The organism is Streptomyces sp. NBC_01716, from assembly GCF_036248275.1.
Lineage (GTDB): Bacteria > Actinomycetota > Actinomycetes > Streptomycetales > Streptomycetaceae > Streptomyces.
The window spans coordinates 3,317,365-3,335,100 of sequence record NZ_CP109181.1 but is presented as its reverse complement, the minus strand read 5'-3'; the positions used below and the strand labels follow the sequence as shown (position 1 = coordinate 3,335,100).

Sequence of the window (17,736 nt, the reverse complement as noted above, 5' to 3'; positions counted from 1 at the left end):
GTATGCGGTCGGCGCCGGGCGTCCCCGGTGCCGACCGCTCTTGGGGTGACCGGGCATGCTGTCCCCTGCCGACCGGTCACTCGGGCTGGGGCGAGGTCCCACGACGTACCAGCGGTACGTCACACGCCCCAGCGAAGCCACGCGTGGTTTGTTCGTGCCCGCCCCTGGCTGGCACGGACATCGGGACCAACGAAGGCCCGGCGCGTCCGGTCACGCGCCGTACGGGTGAGGATGCGCCCGAACCCATGTCCGCACGGCCACCGCCCTCGTACCGCCTCCGTACCCGCTCAGATCCGGCCGCGTGAGAGCTCCAGCAGCGTCATCGCGAGCGCGGTGCCCGGCGTGCCGAGCGCGTCACTGAAGCGGGCCAGGATCTCGTTCTCGCGCGAGAGGTTGACCCGGCGTCCGCCGGAGGTGATACGGGCGTCCTGGATGACGGCGGAGACGGCCATCCGTTCCTGTACGAGACCGATGATCCGGTCGTCCAGCGCGTCGATGCGCTCACGCGCGCCGTCGATCACCGCCGCGGCGTCCTCGGTACGGGCGCCGGTGCGGTCGGTGACAGCGGGGCCGGTGGCAGCGCGGTCGGTGGCAGTCATGAAGGGCTCCTCTGTACGAAGGGGGAGACCCCGAGCGACGAACATCCGGCCCGGACAACGCGGAACGCCCCGGGCCTGTCGGCCCGGGGCGCCTGGGAAGTCGCTTGTCAGCTCAAGCGGCACGACCATGGCAGCCGGACGGGCCGGTGCCATAGGTAAAGACGAAGGTCGAGTGCTCGCGCATAGTGGGCAGTATGCCCGAAGGCCGCCGGCAGCCCGCGTGGGGTTCGGATGCTGAGACGAAAAGCTGTGTTCGGCCCCCGTTAGAATCGGGGTACCGAACCCCTTCACCGCCGGAAGGCCGCGCCCGTGCCAGCAGTACCCCCCGCCGCCCCCGACGCCGTACTCGTCGTCGACTTCGGCGCGCAGTACGCCCAGCTCATCGCCCGCCGCGTCCGCGAGGCCCGGGTCTACAGCGAGATCGTGCCCTCCACGATGCCGGTGGCCGAGATGCTGGCCAAGAACCCCAAGGCGATCATCCTCTCCGGCGGCCCGTCCTCCGTGTACGCGGAGGACGCCCCGGCCCTCGACCGCGCGCTCTTCGAGGCCGGGGTCCCGGTCTTCGGCATCTGCTACGGCTTCCAGCTGATGGCGACGGCGCTCGGCGGGACGGTCGACAACACCGGCTCGCGCGAGTACGGCCGTACGGGACTGCATGTCTCCCAGTCCGGCTCCACGCTCTTCGGGGGCACCCCGGACGAGCAGCCGGTGTGGATGTCCCACGGCGACGCCTGTTCCGCCGCCCCCGAGGGCTTCACCGTCACCGCCTCCACCGACGTGGTGCCGGTCGCGGCCTTCGAGAACGACGAGAAGAAGCTGTACGGCGTCCAGCACCACCCCGAGGTCATGCACTCGACGCACGGCCAGCAGGTCCTTGAGCACTTCCTCTACCGAGGGGCCGGCATCGAGCCGACCTGGACCACCGGCAACGTCATCGAGGAGCAGGTCGCCGCGATCCGCGAGCGGGTCGGCTCCAGCCGGGCGATCTGCGGTCTCTCCGGCGGTGTGGACTCGGCCGTCGCCGCTGCCCTCGTACAGAAGGCGATCGGTTCGCAGCTGACCTGCGTGTACGTCGACCACGGGCTGATGCGCAAGGGCGAGACCGAGCAGGTCGAGAAGGACTTCGTCGCCGCGACCGGCGTACAGCTGAAGGTGGTCGACGCACAGGAGCGCTTCCTGGCAGCGCTGGCCGGGGTCTCCGACCCGGAGCAGAAGCGGAAGATCATCGGCCGCGAGTTCATCCGGGTCTTCGAGCAGGCCCAGGCGGAGATCGTCGCGGAGGCCGAGCCCGGCGAGCCGGTCGAGTTCCTCGTCCAGGGCACGCTCTACCCGGACGTGGTCGAGTCCGGCGGCGGCACGGGCACGGCCAACATCAAGTCGCACCACAACGTCGGCGGGCTCCCCGAGGACCTGGAGTTCGCACTGGTCGAGCCGTTGCGCCAGCTCTTCAAGGACGAGGTCCGGATGGTCGGCCAGGAACTGGGCCTGCCGGACGAGATCGTCCACCGCCAGCCCTTCCCGGGCCCGGGACTCGGCATCCGTATCGTCGGCGACATCACGCGCGAACGCCTGGACCTGCTGCGCGAGGCGGACGCCATCGCCCGCGAGGAGCTGACGGCGGCCGGTCTCGACCGTGACATCTGGCAGTGCCCGGTGGTGCTGCTCGCGGACGTCCGGTCCGTGGGCGTCCAGGGCGACGGCCGTACGTACGGCCACCCGATTGTGCTGCGCCCGGTCTCCTCGGAGGACGCGATGACGGCGGACTGGACACGGATGCCGTACGACGTACTGGCGAAGATCTCCACCCGCATCACCAACGAGGTGGCGGACGTGAACCGCGTGGTCCTGGACGTGACGAGCAAGCCGCCGGGCACGATCGAGTGGGAGTGACCGTTTCTCCCAGGTCAACGCCGGTGCCGTCGCTCATTCGTTTGGGTGGCGGCATTGGCATATGCCGTGGGTAGGCTTGCTGTACGGACCAGAATCCCGTCCATGGGAGGAACCATGACCGCTGAGCCGCTGCCCACCACCCCTGAGCCGCTGCCCACCACCTTGTGGCCGTTGCCGCCGCAGGACGGTTACACCGTGGACGATCTGCTGACGCTGCCCGGGCTCCCGCCGCACACAGAGTTGATCGACGGGAGCCTGGTTTTCGTGAGTCCGCAGCGAGATTTCCACAGCATCGTGATTGACCTGCTGGTGGCAGGACTGCGCCGTACCGCGCCTGCGGAGCTGCGAATCCGGCGCGAGATGACCGTGCAGCTCGACGAGCGCAACGGCCCCGAGCCGGATGTCTGTGTCGTCCGGGCCGAGGCCGTGACCAGTAGGCAGCAGACCCGCTTCGACGTGGCGGACGTCTCGCTCGCCGTCGAGGTCGTCTCGCCGGACTCCGAGTCGCGCGACCGCGACACCAAGCCGCACAAATACGCGCGGGCGGGTATCAAGCACTTCTGGTTGGTGGAGATGGCGAGTCCGAACGATCACCCGGTCGTCCAGGTCTACGAATTGGCGTCGGTGACGAAGTCGTACGCCTTGGTCGGTATCCATCACGAGCGGCTGAAGCTCACCGTCCCGTTCGACATCGACATCGATCTCGCCGACGTCGACAACCTGTAGCCGCCGCAATTCACTCGCACCCCGCCGACCACCTGTGCGAGTCTCACCCACCATGTCCGACCACGAACTTCACGCCATCCTCGCCGCACCCAACAACCCCCTTCTGACCTGGAACGCACCCCTCTCCGAAGAGCACGCCCGCTCCCTGATCGACGCCTGCCCGGTGCCCGACGGCGGGCGGGTCGTTGATCTTGGCTGTGGCTGGGGCGAGTTGCTGCTGCGGATCGTGGAGGGCGCGCCCGGCAGCACCGGTGACGGTGTGGACAGCGACCCCGTCGCCGTTGCGCGCGGACAGCGGCTCGCGCGGGGGCGGGGGCTCGACAGCCACGTCGCGTTCCATGAGAGCTCCGCCGACGGGTGGACGCCGACCGGCTACGACCTCGCCGTCTCCATCGGCGCCGTCCATGCCTGGCCCGGCTCGACCCGCGAGGCGCTGCGCGCCCTGCGCACGACCGTGAAGCCCGGCGGGCAGGTGCTTTTCGGGGACGGATTCTGGACCACCCCGCCGACCGCCGACGCGCTGAAGGGACTTGGCGCCGAGGAGGACGAACTCGTCGGCTCGCTGGACGACTTGGTCCGGGCCGCCGCCGACGCGGGCTTCGCCCCGCTCCGTACGACCGTCGCCGACCAGCGCGAATGGGACGTCTTCGAGTCGAACGGCCGGGCCGGCTGGGGCGAACGCTGGGCCCTCGACCACCCCGATCACCCCCTGCGCGACGACGCCCGCGCCACCGCCGCCCGCCACCGTGCGGGCTATCTCGGCGGCTACCGGGGGTATCTCGGCTTCGCCTATCTGGTCCTGGGCGTCTGACCCCCTCCCGGATACGGCACAATTCCCAGTCACAGCAAGGAATCCACCCGGAGAGACAGTGACGGGTGCGGGGCGGGGAAGGCGGCATTCGGCGTGGCGGTGCAAGTGGCGGGGCAGGGCACGCACGGCGGGGGCTGTACCTGCGGGAACTGCCCGAACGGGGCTCATGAGGGGCACCGGCGAGCGGTCGCGGCGTTCATCGCGAAACGTGAGGAGTTCGCCGCCGGCCAGGGTCTGCCGGCCGCGCTCGCGCACTCGCCGAGCGCCTCCAGGCAGTGGGTGTCCGACGAACTCACCCAGTCCGCACGCGCCGTCGCCGACCGCAGCCGCGAGGCGGGCGACGCCTGGCTGCACTCCGTCTGGCGGCACACACTGCTCCTGGTGTGGGGCGCCGTCGTGGTCTTCGTACTGGGGCTGGCCATCACCGCGATCGGGGCGGGCTGGACCGGCGCCCGTACGGCGGGGCTGATCGCCTCCCTCGTCGTGGCCGCGCTGCTCACCTGCGCCGCCACGCTGCACCGTGCGCGTGGCGGCCTCCTCGCCCCGCTCATCGGCGAGGACAATCGGCTGTCGACCTCCCGCACCGTCGCCTCCGCGTGGGTGCTGCTCGCCGTCTTCGCCGTGCTGGTGCTCGCGCTCCAACTCGCCGGTGCATCCGACAACCGCGCGCGCGACGCGCTGATCGAGGGGCTCGAACTCGCCCGTGGCGTGGGCCTGCTGACCGTACTGACCGTGGTGTGCGCGACCGCCGTCGTCGTACGCCGCGTGGTGGGCGTACGCGTCGGGGACCGGCGGCTCCAGAAGGTACGGGCCGAGCGTCCGCGCCTCGCGGACCTGCTCTGCGACGACGGCGGGCGCGGCAGCTTCGCCGATGTGCAGTACGCACTGCTGACGGCCGTCGCCGTGATCTTCTCGGCGGTACGGCTCGCACGCCGCCCCGAGCAACTGCCCGATCTGCCCTGGGCGCTCGCCCTGCTGGTGATCGTCTCCGCCGCGACGTACTTCGCCGCGAAGTGGGCCGAGGGCGGTCGCCCGGTGGTGCTGTCCGTCGTCAGGGCCAGGGAGGCCGGGGATCTGGACGCGCCGATCCGCACCGGTGACGACGTGGAGATCCGGGGGACGGGTTTCGTGCCGCCGGGCGCGGGCACGCCGGACCGGCTGGCCGGCATGGTCGTACGGATCGGGCCGGTCCATATCCATGTACCGCTGGTCCCGGTTCCCGGCGGCTTCCAGAACCCGTCGGACACCGTGCTCGTCGTGCCCGTACCGGTCGACGTGGAACCCGGGCGCCTCGACGTACAGGTGGTGACCGCGGCCGGGGTCGAGACGAACCGGGTGCCGATCGACGTCGTGGACTAATTCAGGGACAGGCCCGGAGCGGTACACCGCGGGCGGACGGCGACAAAGCGGGCGGGCCGCTGAGTGCGGGGTCCGTCACATCCGTATGCATGCACGAGGCACGCGGGGACAATCGAGCCCTGCGAGCGACGTGGGCAGCGGAAAGGCAGGACGCGCTATGGCGCACGGATACCGGACAGACACCTACGGGACGATCGGCGGTGAACCGCGGGGCTGGAAGGACTCGGCGACGAAGTACGCGCTGCTGCCGCTGCGGATCTTCCTCGGAGTGACCTTCATCTACGCCGGACTCGACAAACTCACCGACAGCGCCTTCATGTCGGCTGACGGGCCCGGTTCCGTCGGCGACCTGATGCGGAGCGTGCGGGACAGCTCCGCCATCCCCGCGCTCGTCGACCTCTCCCTCAAGAACCCCGAGGGCTTCGGCTACGCGATAGCCATCGGCGAGATCGCCGTCGGCCTCGGCACCCTCGTCGGACTGCTGGCCCGCCTCGCCGCTTTCGGTGGCGCGCTGATTTCCCTGAGCCTGTGGCTGACGATGAGCTGGCAGTCCGACCCGTACTACTACGGCAACGACCTCGCCTACCTCATGGCCTGGCTGCCGCTCGTGCTCGCCGGCGCCTCCGTCTTCTCCCTGGACGCCGCCCTGGCCGACAGGCGGCGCCGAATGCTGTAGTCGGCCATCGACACGGCGGAGGCCAGGAAGAGGCCACCGCAGACGATCGGGACCATCACGAACCAGGGGGAGTCCCACCAGCCCCCCGCGTCTCCGGCGAACACGGTGGCCGCGCTCAGCACGGCAAGGCCGGCCACCAGCTTGCCCGGCTTGAACTCATGCCGCAGCACGGGTCACCTCCACCTGTCCGACACCGACTTCGAGCCGGAGATCCAGTGTGCCCGCCGGCTTCACGCCCTTGGGCGGGGCCACCGTACGCGTCCGTTTCTGGGCCGGCGAGAGGTCGATGTCGTTCGGGAGCTCGCCGGGGAGCCGGAGGTCGCCGAGCCCCACTTCCGCGCGCACCTTCAAGGTCACGTCGCGCGGTACGACGACCTTCAGCTGCCCCGCGCCGACCTCCGCCTCCGTACGGAGGGTCTCGCCCGCGGCGACATCGACCTTGGTCAGGTCGAGCGTCCCGACGCCGGTGCCGAGCTCGTACTTGGGCGCCACCGAAGCGACGGTCGCCGGGCGCCAGGTCGTACGGACCCAGTCCGTGCCGATGTCCTTCGGGATGGTCGCCGAGCCCGCGAGCAGCCCGGCGGTCAGGACCGAAAGGGAAAGCGTGCCGAAGCCCGTACGTCCTGTGAAGGCGCTCACGGCGAGGCCGAGACCGAAGACCCCGAGTGCGGCGGCGAAGGCGATCTGAAGGCTCGTACCGAGCGGCTGGGCGTCCCACGACAGCCCCAGGCCGAGACCGCCCGCGGCCAGCGCCAGCAGGAAGAGGAGGCCGCCGATCCCGCGCGGGCGGCCCTGGCGTCCGCACGCTCCGGACCCCTTCCGCTTCCCCTTCCCCCGGCCCGACGGATCGGCCTCCGCCTCGTCGTCAGGGCCCCACAGATAGTCGGGCGGCGACGCCGGACCCGTCGTACCGTCCTTGACGATCGGGTCACGCCACCACGACGGACTGCCGGGGGTCGGCGGTGCCTTCGTCTCCGGGGGAGCCTCCGCCACGGCCGCCGCCGTACCCGGGTCGAGCGGGCCGCCCTCCTGCAGGGTGGCGCTGCGCCGCTGCGACCAGACCGCCGCGCCGATCGTGGCGATGGACAGCATCGTGGCGAAGCCGAGGGTGCCGCCGTTGTTGAGCATCGACAGGAACAGACCGCAGCCCACGAGCGTGAGGAGCACGGCGATCAGGGACGCGCCGTCCACGCGACCCGACAGCAGGCGGCGCAGCTCGTTCTCGTCCTCGCCGTCGACCGGCACGAGCAGCCAGGCGAGGCCGTAGAAGATCAGGCCGATACCACCGGTCAGCGTGAGCACGACGACGACGATCCGGAAGATGACCGGGTCGAGGTCGCAGTACCGCCCCAGCCCGCCGCAGACGCCCGCGACGAGCTTCTGCCGAGGCGCGCGCACCAGCTGTGGGGGCTGCGGCTGCGGCGGCTGCGTCGGGGTGTACGGCACGGACTGCGTCATACGACCATGGTGCCCGCCCCGCCCGCCCGGTCTCCACCCGTCCCGACCCTGGCCGGTCCCTGATATTCCGCGGCGGCCAGCCGGGCGGTGTCAGGGTCGTTCTCGGGGCAGCTCTCAGGGCGCAGCCCTGATGCCACGGCGCACCCGGCCGTGTGACCATCAATGGCATGCCGGTCGCCACGCCTACCCCGCCCCCGTCGTCCTCCTCGTCGTCATCGGCCTCGGGGCCGGCCGCCGCGGGGTCGCCTTCGGGACCGTCGGGCGCGTCCCGGAGCCGCAGCCGGGCGTCGGGGACGGCCCCGGGGGCCGACGAGCCGCCGTTGCGCAAGCTCTACCGGAGCGCCGACGGCAGGCTGCTGGGCGGCGTCGCACGCGGCCTCGCGGGCCATCTGGGGCTGCCGGTCGGCTGGGTGCGGCTGGTCTTCCTCGGTCTGTTCCTGGCCCAGGGGCTCGGCGCGCTGCTGTACGCCATCTTCTGGATCGTCGTCCCGCTCGGTTTCGGCGGCATGCCCACCGCGGCGCGCCCGCTCTTCGAGACGACGGGCGACGGACGGCGAAAGCTCCGTAAACCCGACAGGGGGCAGACCTTCGCGATCATCGCGCTGTTCGTCGTCGGGTCCGTCTTCATCGGCAGCGCCGACCTCGGCCGCGGCGGCGCGGGCCACTACATCTGGCCGACGCTGCTCATCGGCGCCGGCGTCGTCCTGGTCTGGCGCCAGGCCGACAACGCGCGCCGCGCGCAGTGGGCGTCGCTCTCCACGGACAGCAGGCGCCGCAGGGTCTTCCAACTGGCGCGCGGGCTCACGGGCGTGGCCCTGGTCGGCCTGGGCCTGACCGTCTTCATGGTCGTACGCGGTTCGGCCGCCCAGCTCGGCAACGTCCTGACGGCGGCCATCGCCGTCGTGGCCGGAGTCGCCCTGCTCGCCGGACCCTGGCTCGTACGGATGACGCAGGACCTGTCCGACGAGCGGCTGATGCGTATCCGCGCCCAGGAACGCGCCGAGGTCGCCGCGCACGTCCACGACTCCGTCCTGCACACGCTCACACTGATCCAGCGCAACGCCGACGACGGCGGCGAGGTCCGCCGGCTGGCCCGCGCGCAGGAGCGCGAGCTGCGGGCCTGGCTCTACAAGCCGGAGGGCACCGGCAAGGACGAGGAGAACGAACCCGACACCCTCGCCGAGGCCGTCAAGGCGACCGCCGCCGAGGTGGAGGACTACCACGGCGTACCGATCGAGGTCGTCGTGGTCGGCGACTGCCCGCTCGACGAGAAACTGACGGCACAGACGCAGGCAGCACGCGAGGCGATGGTCAACGCCGCCAAGTACGGTGGCGAGGGAGGCGCCGTGCAGGTCTACGCGGAGGTCGATGGCCGGACGGTCTTCATCTCCGTACGGGACCGCGGGCCCGGGTTCGATCTGGACTCGGTGCCCGACGACCGGATGGGCGTACGGGAATCGATCTTCGGCCGGATGGAACGCAACGGCGGTACGGCGCGGGTGCGTTCGGCGCCCGACGGGGGCACGGAAGTGGAGCTTGAGATGGAGAGGGCGGCGGACGAATGACCGGCACCAGCGGGACGGGCGGCGACGGCGGCGGGGAAGAGGCCGGGACCAGGCGGGTGCGCGTGGTGCTGGTCGACGACCACCGGATGTTCCGCACCGGCGTACAGGCCGAGATCGGGCAGACCGCGACGACGGGCGTGGAGGTCGTCGGCGAGGCCGCCGACGTCGACCAGGCCGTCACGGTCATCACGGCGACCCGCCCCGAGGTCGTCCTGCTCGACGTCCACCTGCCCGGCGGCGGCGGCGTGGAGGTCCTGCGCCGCTGCGCCCCGCTGATGACGGCGGCCGATGACCCGGTGCGCTTCCTGGCGCTCTCGGTGTCCGACGCGGCGGAGGACGTCATCGGCGTGATCCGCGGCGGCGCGCGCGGCTATGTCACCAAGACGATCACCGGCACGGACCTGGTGGACTCGATCTTCCGCGTCCAGGACGGCGACGCGGTCTTCTCGCCGCGGCTGGCGGGCTTCGTGCTGGACGCCTTCGCGTCGACGGACGCGCCGCCGGTGGACGAGGACATGGACCGTCTCACGCAGCGCGAGCGCGAGGTGCTGCGGCTGATCGCGCGCGGTTACGCGTACAAGGAGATCGCGAAGCAGCTCTTCATCTCGGTGAAGACGGTCGAGTCGCACGTCTCGGCGGTGCTGCGCAAGCTCCAGCTCTCCAACCGGCACGAACTCACGCGGTGGGCGACGGCGCGCAGGCTGGTGTGAGCCGGTGTCGGTCATGCGCGCGAGCAGAGCCACTCGGTGACGTAGTCCCGGCCCGCGTGCCGGAGCAGGCCGCGGACGCACTCGCCGGGGGCCGTGTCGAGCATGCCTGACAGCGCGGCCGAGCCGTCCTCCGTACGGAGGGTGCCGAACCAGCCGGGGAACGCGGTGATCCGGGCGTCCCTGCGCTGGTAGCCGAGCCGGACGGTGGGCGCGGGGCCGGTGTTCGCGCCGGTGCCGTGCCGTACGTAACGCGTCGTGAACGCGCCCTTGCCGCCCACCGGGCCCGCCACGCAGAGCCGGCCGCCGGTGAGATCGCCGCAGCCCGCGGGGGTGACGCCGACCGGGGCGAGGACGAGCAGCGAGCCGAGGGTGAGCACGGTCGCGAGGGCCTGTCGGTGTCTCATGGCGCCATCGTCGTAGGCCGGGTCCGGCACGGCACCCGGACCTGGGCCGGGTGGGGCCCCGGGGCGTGTCAGGCGTCGCGAGCCAGACGGGACTTTCCGGACACAGCCTGGGGGTTCAGGGCGAGACGGCGGCCCGGTGGCGGCGCAGCATCAGGACCAGGCCGGTCGCTATCGCCAGACCCACGGCGGCGAGGGCAATGCCCTTCAGGACCGGTCCGTGCCACTGGTAGTCGGCGGTGTAGGCGGTCTGTCCGTTCTCCGCGAGCCGCACGCCGGCGATCGCGCCCGGCATGGCGTCGCCGCGGCGGACCCGGACGGCGTCCTCCAGCCTGACGTCCCGCTCGGTGACGGTGCTGTCGGCGCTGGTGAACGTGCCGATCCAGCCGCATTGGTCTTTGCCGCACTTACGGTCGGTAGGGGTCAGGGTGCCGACGGGGCCGTCCCGCAGGGCGGTGCGGCCTTCGCGTCCCTCGGCCGCCAGGCTCAGCCCGCCGCCGAGGGAGATGAAGAGGGCGAAGGCGATGCCTATGCGGACCAACACCCGCTCGCGGGTGGTCATTGGTCGTCGTGTGCTCATGGGACGTGGATCCTAGTGGACGAAGGAAACGGTCGGCTCCGGCCTCAACGGCAGCCCCCTGGGGGCCCGTTACGCGGGGCGGGTGGCGCCCGCGAACGGCATCTGGTCGATCGGGGCCAGCCGCACCCCGGTGCCCGGCCGGGGGGCGTGGATCATCTGCCCGCCGCCGACATAGAGCCCGACGTGGGAGATCCCGGAGTAGAAGAAGACCAGGTCACCGGGGGCGAGCTGGGAGCGGGCGACCCGTCGGCCCGCGTTGATCTGGGTGTAGGTGGTGCGCGGGAGGGCGACCCCGGCGGCGCGCCAGGCGGCCTGCGTCAGACCGGAGCAGTCGAACCCGTCGGGCCCGGTCGCGCCCCACACGTACGGCTTGCCGAGCGCTCCGCGCGCGTAGGCGATCGCGGCGGCGGCGCGGCCGTTGGGCGCCGGTACGGCCCCGGCGCGGCTCTGGGCGCGGTCGGCGCGTGGATCGGCCGGCCCGGTGTCGCCGGCGTACCGCGCGCGTTCGGCGGCGGTGAGCCGGGCGAGCAGCTTCTCGGCGTCCGCGAGCTTCTTCCTGACCGTCGACTTGTTTGTGGCCAGGGCGGCTTGGCGGCTCTTGAGTTCGTCGGCCTTCGTGTCGGCCTTCTTACGTAAGCGGCCGAGTTCACCGAGCTGGGCGCGCATTCTGTTGACGGCCTGGGCCTGCTGGAAGCCGGAGCGTTCGGCGAGCGCGGCCCCGCGCAGGTATTCGTCGGGGTCGGAGCTGAGGGCGAGCTGTACGGCGGGGTCGAGGCCGCCCGCGCGGTACTGCGCGGTGGCGATCGAGCCGAGCGCGTTGCGCGAGACGTTGAGGCGGGCCGTACGCCGGGCGGCCTCGTCGCTCAGTTTCTCCAGCGAGGCGCTCGCCTCGGCGGCCTTCTCCTTGGCGCCGTTGTACTTCTCGGTGGCGGTCTCGGCCTCGTGGTAGAGCTTGTCGACCTTCGCCTTCACCTGGGCCGGGGTGAGCTGTGGTTCGGCCTGTGCGGCCCCTTCGAGCCCGGTCGCCGTCGCGGCCCCCGCGAGGGCGAGAGTGGCCGCCGTACGGCCGTAAGGCCCGCTGAACGGTCTGGAGTTGAATCGGGGTCGGCGGTGCGCTGCCACGGGGGCGTCCACATCCTTCGTTCCGGCTCTGTTCGGTGCGGCTGTTGTCGGGAGGACGCTAGGCGTGGCGGTCACGGGAGCGCGGCGGCATGCCCGCTATTGCCCGCAGACGGCAGGTCTGCGGCGGATTGTGGCCGTCGGGGATATGGTGAATTCGACGATTCCGGGCGGAAGTTGACCGATCTGAGGACATCCGCACATGAGACGGGGAGCGGTGGTAGGGGCCGCCGGACCGGCCCGATCGTCGGCCCGATCGGCAGCCGGATTGTCAGTGGTGGCGCGTAGCTTTTTTCTCATGACCGCTCTCGGGGAAATGCTGAAGGGGCCCTCTTCCAGGTCGCTTTGGGAGCGGCTCTGCCCGCTGCTCGAAGCGCTGGACGAGACGGAGCTGGCCGCCGCCGCCACGATTCTGCGGAGCTGGCCGCCCGAGCGGCGGCCGATGCCGGACAGCTGGTGGAGCGAGCTGCTGGCGGGCGGGAGGCGGCCGTATCACGCGTCGGCGGGGACGCGCAGGCTCGGCCGGCTGGTCGACGTGGAGGCGGCCCGGGTGCCGGCGGAGCCGGACGCGGACCGGGACGAGTACGAGGAGGCGAACGGCGCTGCCGACGAGCCGTACGAGCCGGAGGAACCCGTGGCCTTCCCGTACGGCGCGTCAGCGGTGGCGGTCCCTTCCGATCTGCGGCGGCCGGTGTTCGGTGCGGTGGCCGAGTGGCATCACAACGGAGGGGACATCGTCGGCTGGAGCACGGTCGCGAGCGCCCCGCCGACCATGTATCTCGGCGGCGCCGACTACCACGACAATCCGCTCGACATCCAGATGTCGCCGGACGGCGGGATTGTCGCGGCGTCGGTGGAGTGCCGCTGGCACGCCTGGTCGTCCGATGGCGAGGAGCTGTGGTCGCTCGACCCGGCGGACCTCTGGCCGGAGGCGGTGGCTGACGACGACGGCGACGAGGGCGGGGACGACCTCGTGGGCATCGACGTCCCGGTGCGGTTCTCGTTCGACGCGGACGGGCGGCGCCTGGCCGTCGGGCGGCTGCGGGGCGGCCCCGTGACCGTCCTGGACGCGCGGACCGGGCACGTCCTGGCACCCGGCCCGGACGGGGGGCCGTGGGACGGCGAAGGGCCCGTCGCCCTGGACGCGGCCGGGCGGCTGCTGGCACACGCCCGCGGCAGCCGGGTGGTCGTACGGGACGTGGGCGGCGGCGCGGTGCTCGCCGACGCGGACACCGGGCTGGTCACGATCCACGCGCTGGCGATGGCACCGGACGGCAGCGGGCTCTTCGCCGCAGGGGCTGACGGCAAGGACAACCCGACGGTGTGCTCCCTGGCCCTGGCCCTGTCTCCCTCACGTACGGCGGCGGGGGCGGCGATCCTCACCGCGGCTGAGCCGGTACGGGCCGAGCGGGCGCCCGACGGCATGGTCGCCACCGACCCGCTGTCGGTGGTCACCGCGCGGGCGGTCTGGACCGCCAACGGACCGCTCGCCTTCATGTCGTCCGACGTCGGGGACGTCCTCTTCGGCGCCGACGGCCGGGTGCTGCGGGTGTCGGCGGGGGCGAGCGTCGCCGCCTTCACCCCCGACGGCCGGGCCCTGATCACCGTCGGGTGCGCGGACCAGGACGAGATGGACCCGATCGACGTCTGGTTCCTCGACGCCATGGACCCGGCGGCAGGGGCCGCCGGCGGGAACGGCCGGACCGGTGAAGCCGGTCAGGCCGGGCGCACGCTGCCGTAGATCGGCATGTAGTAGATCGACTCCTCGCGGACGTTCGCGCCCGGCTTCGGCGCGTGGATCATCTTGCCGTCGCCCTTGTAGATGCCGACGTGGCTGATGTCGTCGTAGAAGAACACCAGGTCGCCGGGGAGCAGGTCCGCCGTGGCGACGCGCTTGCCGACATTCACCTGGTCCCAGGTCGTACGCGGCAGCTGCACGCCCGCCTCCTTCCAGGCGGCGGCCGTCAGCCCCGAGCAGTCGTACGAGCTGGGGCCGGTGGCGCCCCACACGTACGGCTTGCCGATCTGGGCGCGGGCGAAGGCGAGGACCTTCTCGGCCTTGGCCGCGTACGTACCGTCCGTGGCGCCCGAGCCGGTGCCGGTCCCCGTACCGGTGCCCGTGCCCGTGTCGCCGCCGGTCGCGGGCGCCTCCTCCTGCCGCGCCTCCTCCTGGCCCTTGCGCTCCGCGGCCTCCTCCTTGGCCTTCGCCTCGGCCTTGCGGCGCGCCTCCTGCTCCTTCTCCCGCTCCAGGGCAGCGAGCCGCGCCTTCTCCTCGGCCGTCAGCTCGGAGAGCAGAGACCGCGCCGCAGCGAGCTTGTTCTGGACCTTCTGCTTGCCCTCCTTGAGGGAGGCCTGCGACTCCGTCAGCGTCTCCAGGCTCTTCGTCGCCTTGGCGCGCTGCTTGGCCGCGGACCGCTGCTCCTTCTGGAAGTCCTCGACCGCCCCCTGCTGGCGCTCGGTCAGCCGGTCCATCAGCTGGGTCTGCTCGAAGTACGACTCGGGGCTGTCGGCGAACATCAGGGCGGCCGTCGGACCGACTGCGCCCGCGCGGTACTGCGCCGCGGCATACGTACCGAGGGCGCGCCGCGCCTCGTTCACCTTGTCGGCGCTCTTGGCGACGTCGTCCAGGACCCGGTCGACCGACTTGCGCTGGGTGTCGGTCGCTTCCTTCGCCTTGTTGTACTGCTGCGTCGCCGTACCGGCCTGCCGGTACAGGTCATCGACCTTCTTCTGTACTTCTTCGATCGAGGGCTTGGGCTCGGCCGGCGCGGCGGTGGCGCTCTGCGTCGAGAGCAGCGTCACCGAGGCGAGGGCGGCCGTCGTGAAACCGACGGCGGGGGTGTTCGCCCGTATTCCGGTGCGAGCGCGCGTCTTGCGATGCGATGCCAAGGCCGGCATCTCCTTCCGTGGACCGCCTACCGGGTTAGCTGTCGGGTTCGGGCGGAACGGAAGGCTGCCCTACGGGCCTGGGGAGCGGCCCGATTCACCCCGGTGGAACGTGGTGGGTCCCCGGTTCCGAACTCCCTTGCGGGAAGCCCGGATTCGGCGGAGGCCGTCCGCTCGGCGCTGATCACCGATGGAGTACGGACCACCTCGGCGTGCACGCTAGCCAATGCGTGGTGCCGCTGTGAAGGTTGATGGCCGATATGCCCGATACATTTTCGTGACCTTTCGCATAAACACCCTCGGGGACCCCTCTGAGGCCATCCCGGCGACCCCGCCAAGTCATGTGGCAGTCCGCTGTCAGTGCGGCACCCTAGACTCAGGAAGCGATGAGCAGCCTCTTTGACGACAGCTTCCTGGCGGACCTCCAGCCCTCGGCCGAGGAGCCCCCGCCGCCACCCGAGGACACCGCTCCGGAACAGGTGCCCGACGATCTCTTCGGAGGGAAGTTCGACGTGCCCCCGCCCCGGGATCCGCACCACCGCGACGGCGCCCCGCGCACCGTCGTGGACCCGGCGGCGCTGCTCGAAGGGCTGAACGAGGAGCAGCGCGCCGCCGTCGTGCACACCGGATCGCCGCTGCTCATCGTGGCCGGCGCGGGCTCGGGCAAGACCCGGGTGCTGACCCACCGGATCGCGCATCTGCTGGGGACCCGCCGGGTGCATCCGGGCGAAATACTGGCGATCACGTTCACCAACAAGGCCGCCGGCGAGATGAAGGAGCGTGTCGAGCAGCTCGTCGGCCCGCGTGCCGCCGCCATGTGGGTGATGACGTTCCACAGTGCCTGCGTGCGGATCCTGCGCCGCGAGTCGAAGCGGCTCGGCTTCACGTCGTCGTTCTCGATCTACGACGCGGCCGACTCCAAGCGGCTCATGGCCCTGGTCTGCCGCGATCTGGACCTCGACCCCAAGCGGCACCCCCCGAAGTCCTTCAGCGCCAAGATCTCGAACCTGAAGAACGAGCTGATCGACGAGGAGACCTTCGCCGGTCAGGCGAGTGACCCCTTCGAGAAGACGCTGGCCGAGGCGTACCGGATGTACCAGGGGCGGCTGCGCGAGGCCAACGCCCTGGACTTCGACGACATCATCATGACGACGGTCCATCTGCTCCAGGCGTTCCCGGACGTCGCGGAGCACTACCGCCGCCGCTTCCGCCATGTCCTGGTGGACGAGTACCAGGACACCAACCACGCGCAGTACACCCTCGTGCGTGAGCTGGTCGGCCCCTCGGGCGAGGGACACGACCCGGCGGAGCTGTGCGTGGTCGGTGACGCGGACCAGTCCATCTACGCGTTCCGGGGCGCCACGATCCGTAACATCCTCCAGTTCGAGGAGGACTACCCGGACGCCACGACGATCCTGCTGGAGCAGAACTACCGCTCCACGCAGACGATCCTCAGCGCGGCCAACGCCGTCATCGAGCGCAACGAGAGCCGGCGGCCCAAGAATCTCTGGACGAACGCGGGAGCTGGTGCCCTGATCACGGGGTACGTGGCGGACACCGAGCACGACGAGGCGCAGTTCGTCGCCGACGAGATCGACCGTATGACGGACGCGTCGGAGGCCAAGGCGGGCGACGTCGCCGTCTTCTACCGGACGAACGCGCAGTCACGTGTCTTCGAAGAGATCTTCATCCGCGTCGGCCTCCCGTACAAGGTCGTCGGCGGCGTGCGCTTCTACGAGCGCAAGGAGGTCCGCGATGTGCTGGCCTATCTGCGCGTGCTCGCCAACCCCGAGGACAGCGTCCCGCTGCGCCGGATCCTGAACGTGCCCAAGCGCGGCATCGGCGACCGCGCCGAGGCGATGATCGACGCGCTCTCGGCGCGGGAGAAGATCTCCTTCGCGCAGGCGCTGCGCCGGGTCGACGAGGCGTACGGCATGGCGGCCCGTTCGTCGAACGCCGTGAAGCGCTTCAACACGCTGATGGAGGAGTTGCGTACGGTCGTCGAGTCGGGCGCCGGTCCTGCGACGGTCCTGGAGGCCGTGCTCGAACGGACCGGCTATCTGGCGGAGTTGCAGGCGTCGACCGACCCGCAGGACGAGACGCGGATCGAGAACTTGCAGGAACTGGCCGCCGTGGCACTGGAGTTCGAGCAGGAGAGGGCCCAGGCGGCGGGGACGGACGCGACGGCGGCAGACGAACCCGCCCCGGATGCCCCGGCCCCGGACGCGCCCGCCGCGGCGACGCCCGGCACGCTCGCCGAGTTCCTGGAGCGGGTCGCGCTCGTCGCCGACTCCGACCAGATCCCCGACGAGGACGAGGAAGGCTCCGGTGTCATCACGCTGATGACGCTGCACACGGCGAAGGGGCTCGAATTCCCGGTCGTCTTCCTGACGGGCCTGGAGGACGGCGTCTTCCCGCACATGCGCGCGCTCGGCCAGGCGAAGGAGCTGGAGGAGGAGCGCAGACTGGCGTACGTCGGCATCACGCGCGCCCGCGAGCGGCTCTATCTGACCCGGTCGTCGATGCGCAGCGCGTGGGGCCAGCCTTCGTACAATCCGCCGTCCCGCTTCCTGGAGGAGATCCCCGGCGAGCATCTGGAGTGGAAGCGCACCGGGCCGATGGCCGCCCCGGCGGGACCGACGTCGGGAATCACGTCCTCGCTGTCCACTTCCCGCACCCGGTCGGGCCCGGCGGGCTTCGCCACACGGCGCGCGACCGAGAAGCCGGTCATCTCGCTCGCGGTGGGGGACCGGGTCACGCACGACCAGTTCGGCCTCGGGACGGTCGTCACGGTGACGGGGTCGGGCGCCGACGCGCAGGCGACGATCGACTTCGGGGACTCCAAGCCGAAGCGGCTGCTGCTGCGGTACGCGCCGGTCGACAAGCTGTAACGCGCAATGCGCGGTCGTTCGCGGGCGCGGAGACGCGCCCGCGCCCGGTCGGTCGTGGCGTCGGA

General features: G+C 71.4%; 15 protein-coding genes and 1 riboswitch. Of the genes, 9 read left to right on the top strand and 6 right to left on the bottom strand.

Going from position 1 to position 17,736, the window contains the following annotated elements; translation table 11 throughout:
• Nucleotides 1-287: 287 nt before the first annotated feature.
• Nucleotides 288-599 (bottom strand): chorismate mutase, encoded by a 312-nt coding sequence (locus tag OIE74_RS14410; protein WP_329382928.1) that lies wholly within the window; start codon nucleotides 597-599, stop codon nucleotides 288-290.
• Nucleotides 600-908: 309 nt separating this feature from the next.
• On the opposite strand from OIE74_RS14410, the gene guaA reads away from it, so the two are divergent.
• From guaA to OIE74_RS14385, 5 genes are all read left to right on the top strand, one after another.
• Nucleotides 909-2,489: a glutamine-hydrolyzing GMP synthase gene (guaA, locus tag OIE74_RS14405; protein WP_329382925.1), complete on the top strand. Its 1,581-nt coding sequence runs from the start codon at nucleotides 909-911 to the stop codon at nucleotides 2,487-2,489.
• Between the two features lie 114 nt (nucleotides 2,490-2,603).
• Nucleotides 2,604-3,215 carry a Uma2 family endonuclease gene (locus OIE74_RS14400; protein WP_329382923.1) on the top strand — a complete coding sequence of 204 codons (612 nt, stop codon included), beginning with the start codon at nucleotides 2,604-2,606 and terminating at the stop codon, nucleotides 3,213-3,215.
• A 52-nt stretch (nucleotides 3,216-3,267) separates the two neighbouring features.
• A complete protein-coding gene (locus OIE74_RS14395) occupies nucleotides 3,268-4,026 on the top strand; it encodes an SAM-dependent methyltransferase (RefSeq protein WP_329382920.1) in 759 nt (252 codons plus the stop codon).
• A gap of 93 nt (nucleotides 4,027-4,119) precedes the next feature.
• On the top strand, nucleotides 4,120-5,385 hold the full coding sequence (locus OIE74_RS14390; RefSeq protein ID WP_329382918.1) for a hypothetical protein: 1,266 nt from the start codon (nucleotides 4,120-4,122) through the stop codon (nucleotides 5,383-5,385).
• Between the two features lie 157 nt (nucleotides 5,386-5,542).
• Complete coding sequence (locus tag OIE74_RS14385; RefSeq protein WP_329382917.1) at nucleotides 5,543-6,061, top strand: DoxX family protein; 519 nt, start codon at nucleotides 5,543-5,545, stop codon at nucleotides 6,059-6,061.
• A 156-nt stretch (nucleotides 6,062-6,217) separates the two neighbouring features.
• Here the strand turns inward: OIE74_RS14385 and OIE74_RS14380 are convergent, their stop codons facing one another.
• Nucleotides 6,218-7,519, bottom strand: coding sequence for a PspC domain-containing protein (locus OIE74_RS14380; protein WP_329382914.1), 1,302 nt, complete (start codon nucleotides 7,517-7,519; stop codon nucleotides 6,218-6,220).
• 167 nt (nucleotides 7,520-7,686) lie between these two features.
• On the opposite strand from OIE74_RS14380, the gene OIE74_RS14375 reads away from it, so the two are divergent.
• Both OIE74_RS14375 and OIE74_RS14370 read left to right on the top strand, forming a co-directional pair.
• Nucleotides 7,687-9,084: a PspC domain-containing protein gene (locus OIE74_RS14375; RefSeq protein WP_329382910.1), complete on the top strand. Its 1,398-nt coding sequence runs from the start codon at nucleotides 7,687-7,689 to the stop codon at nucleotides 9,082-9,084.
• Entirely contained in the window at nucleotides 9,081-9,794 is a 714-nt protein-coding gene (locus OIE74_RS14370) for a response regulator transcription factor (RefSeq protein WP_329382907.1), read from the top strand. Before OIE74_RS14375 ends, OIE74_RS14370 begins: the two co-directional genes overlap by 4 nt.
• Before the next feature lie 11 nt (nucleotides 9,795-9,805).
• Here OIE74_RS14370 and OIE74_RS14365 read toward each other — a convergent pair whose 3' ends face one another.
• From OIE74_RS14365 to OIE74_RS14355, 3 genes are all read right to left on the bottom strand, one after another.
• Complete coding sequence (locus OIE74_RS14365) at nucleotides 9,806-10,198, bottom strand: hypothetical protein (protein WP_329382904.1); 393 nt, start codon at nucleotides 10,196-10,198, stop codon at nucleotides 9,806-9,808.
• A 115-nt stretch (nucleotides 10,199-10,313) separates the two neighbouring features.
• Nucleotides 10,314-10,775 (bottom strand): hypothetical protein, encoded by a 462-nt coding sequence (locus OIE74_RS14360; RefSeq protein ID WP_329382901.1) that lies wholly within the window; start codon nucleotides 10,773-10,775, stop codon nucleotides 10,314-10,316.
• 69 nt (nucleotides 10,776-10,844) lie between these two features.
• The gene (locus tag OIE74_RS14355) at nucleotides 10,845-11,897 is read right to left on the bottom strand and encodes a C40 family peptidase (RefSeq protein WP_329382899.1); all 1,053 of its coding nucleotides are present in this window, start codon (nucleotides 11,895-11,897) and stop codon (nucleotides 10,845-10,847) included.
• A 295-nt stretch (nucleotides 11,898-12,192) separates the two neighbouring features.
• On the opposite strand from OIE74_RS14355, the gene OIE74_RS14350 reads away from it, so the two are divergent.
• Nucleotides 12,193-13,635 (top strand): WD40 repeat domain-containing protein, encoded by a 1,443-nt coding sequence (locus OIE74_RS14350; RefSeq protein ID WP_329382896.1) that lies wholly within the window; start codon nucleotides 12,193-12,195, stop codon nucleotides 13,633-13,635.
• On the opposite strand, the gene OIE74_RS14345 is transcribed toward OIE74_RS14350, so the two are convergent.
• Entirely contained in the window at nucleotides 13,611-14,792 is a 1,182-nt protein-coding gene (locus tag OIE74_RS14345) for a C40 family peptidase (protein WP_329382893.1), read from the bottom strand. The genes OIE74_RS14350 and OIE74_RS14345 overlap by 25 nt on opposite strands.
• Nucleotides 14,791-14,952: riboswitch (cyclic di-AMP (ydaO/yuaA leader) on the bottom strand. Its footprint overlaps the gene before it by 2 nt.
• 214 nt (nucleotides 14,953-15,166) lie before the next feature.
• On the opposite strand from OIE74_RS14345, the gene pcrA reads away from it, so the two are divergent.
• Nucleotides 15,167-17,671 carry a DNA helicase PcrA gene (gene pcrA / locus OIE74_RS14340; RefSeq protein ID WP_329382890.1) on the top strand — a complete coding sequence of 835 codons (2,505 nt, stop codon included), beginning with the start codon at nucleotides 15,167-15,169 and terminating at the stop codon, nucleotides 17,669-17,671.
• The last annotated feature ends 65 nt before the right edge of the window (nucleotides 17,672-17,736 follow it).

Coding starts and splice junctions, on each gene's coding strand:
- OIE74_RS14345 (WP_329382893.1), bottom strand. CDS start 14,792: ATGCCGGCCTTGGCATCGCATCGCAAGACGCGCGCTCGCACCGGAATA.
- OIE74_RS14350 (WP_329382896.1), top strand. CDS start 12,193: ATGACCGCTCTCGGGGAAATGCTGAAGGGGCCCTCTTCCAGGTCGCTT.
- OIE74_RS14395 (WP_329382920.1), top strand. CDS start 3,268: ATGTCCGACCACGAACTTCACGCCATCCTCGCCGCACCCAACAACCCC.
- OIE74_RS14370 (WP_329382907.1), top strand. CDS start 9,081: ATGACCGGCACCAGCGGGACGGGCGGCGACGGCGGCGGGGAAGAGGCC.
- OIE74_RS14410 (WP_329382928.1), bottom strand. CDS start 599: ATGACTGCCACCGACCGCGCTGCCACCGGCCCCGCTGTCACCGACCGC.
- OIE74_RS14400 (WP_329382923.1), top strand. CDS start 2,604: ATGACCGCTGAGCCGCTGCCCACCACCCCTGAGCCGCTGCCCACCACC.
- pcrA (WP_329382890.1), top strand. CDS start 15,167: ATGAGCAGCCTCTTTGACGACAGCTTCCTGGCGGACCTCCAGCCCTCG.
- OIE74_RS14360 (WP_329382901.1), bottom strand. CDS start 10,775: ATGAGCACACGACGACCAATGACCACCCGCGAGCGGGTGTTGGTCCGC.
- OIE74_RS14385 (WP_329382917.1), top strand. CDS start 5,543: ATGGCGCACGGATACCGGACAGACACCTACGGGACGATCGGCGGTGAA.
- OIE74_RS14375 (WP_329382910.1), top strand. CDS start 7,687: ATGCCGGTCGCCACGCCTACCCCGCCCCCGTCGTCCTCCTCGTCGTCA.
- OIE74_RS14380 (WP_329382914.1), bottom strand. CDS start 7,519: ATGACGCAGTCCGTGCCGTACACCCCGACGCAGCCGCCGCAGCCGCAG.
- OIE74_RS14365 (WP_329382904.1), bottom strand. CDS start 10,198: ATGAGACACCGACAGGCCCTCGCGACCGTGCTCACCCTCGGCTCGCTG.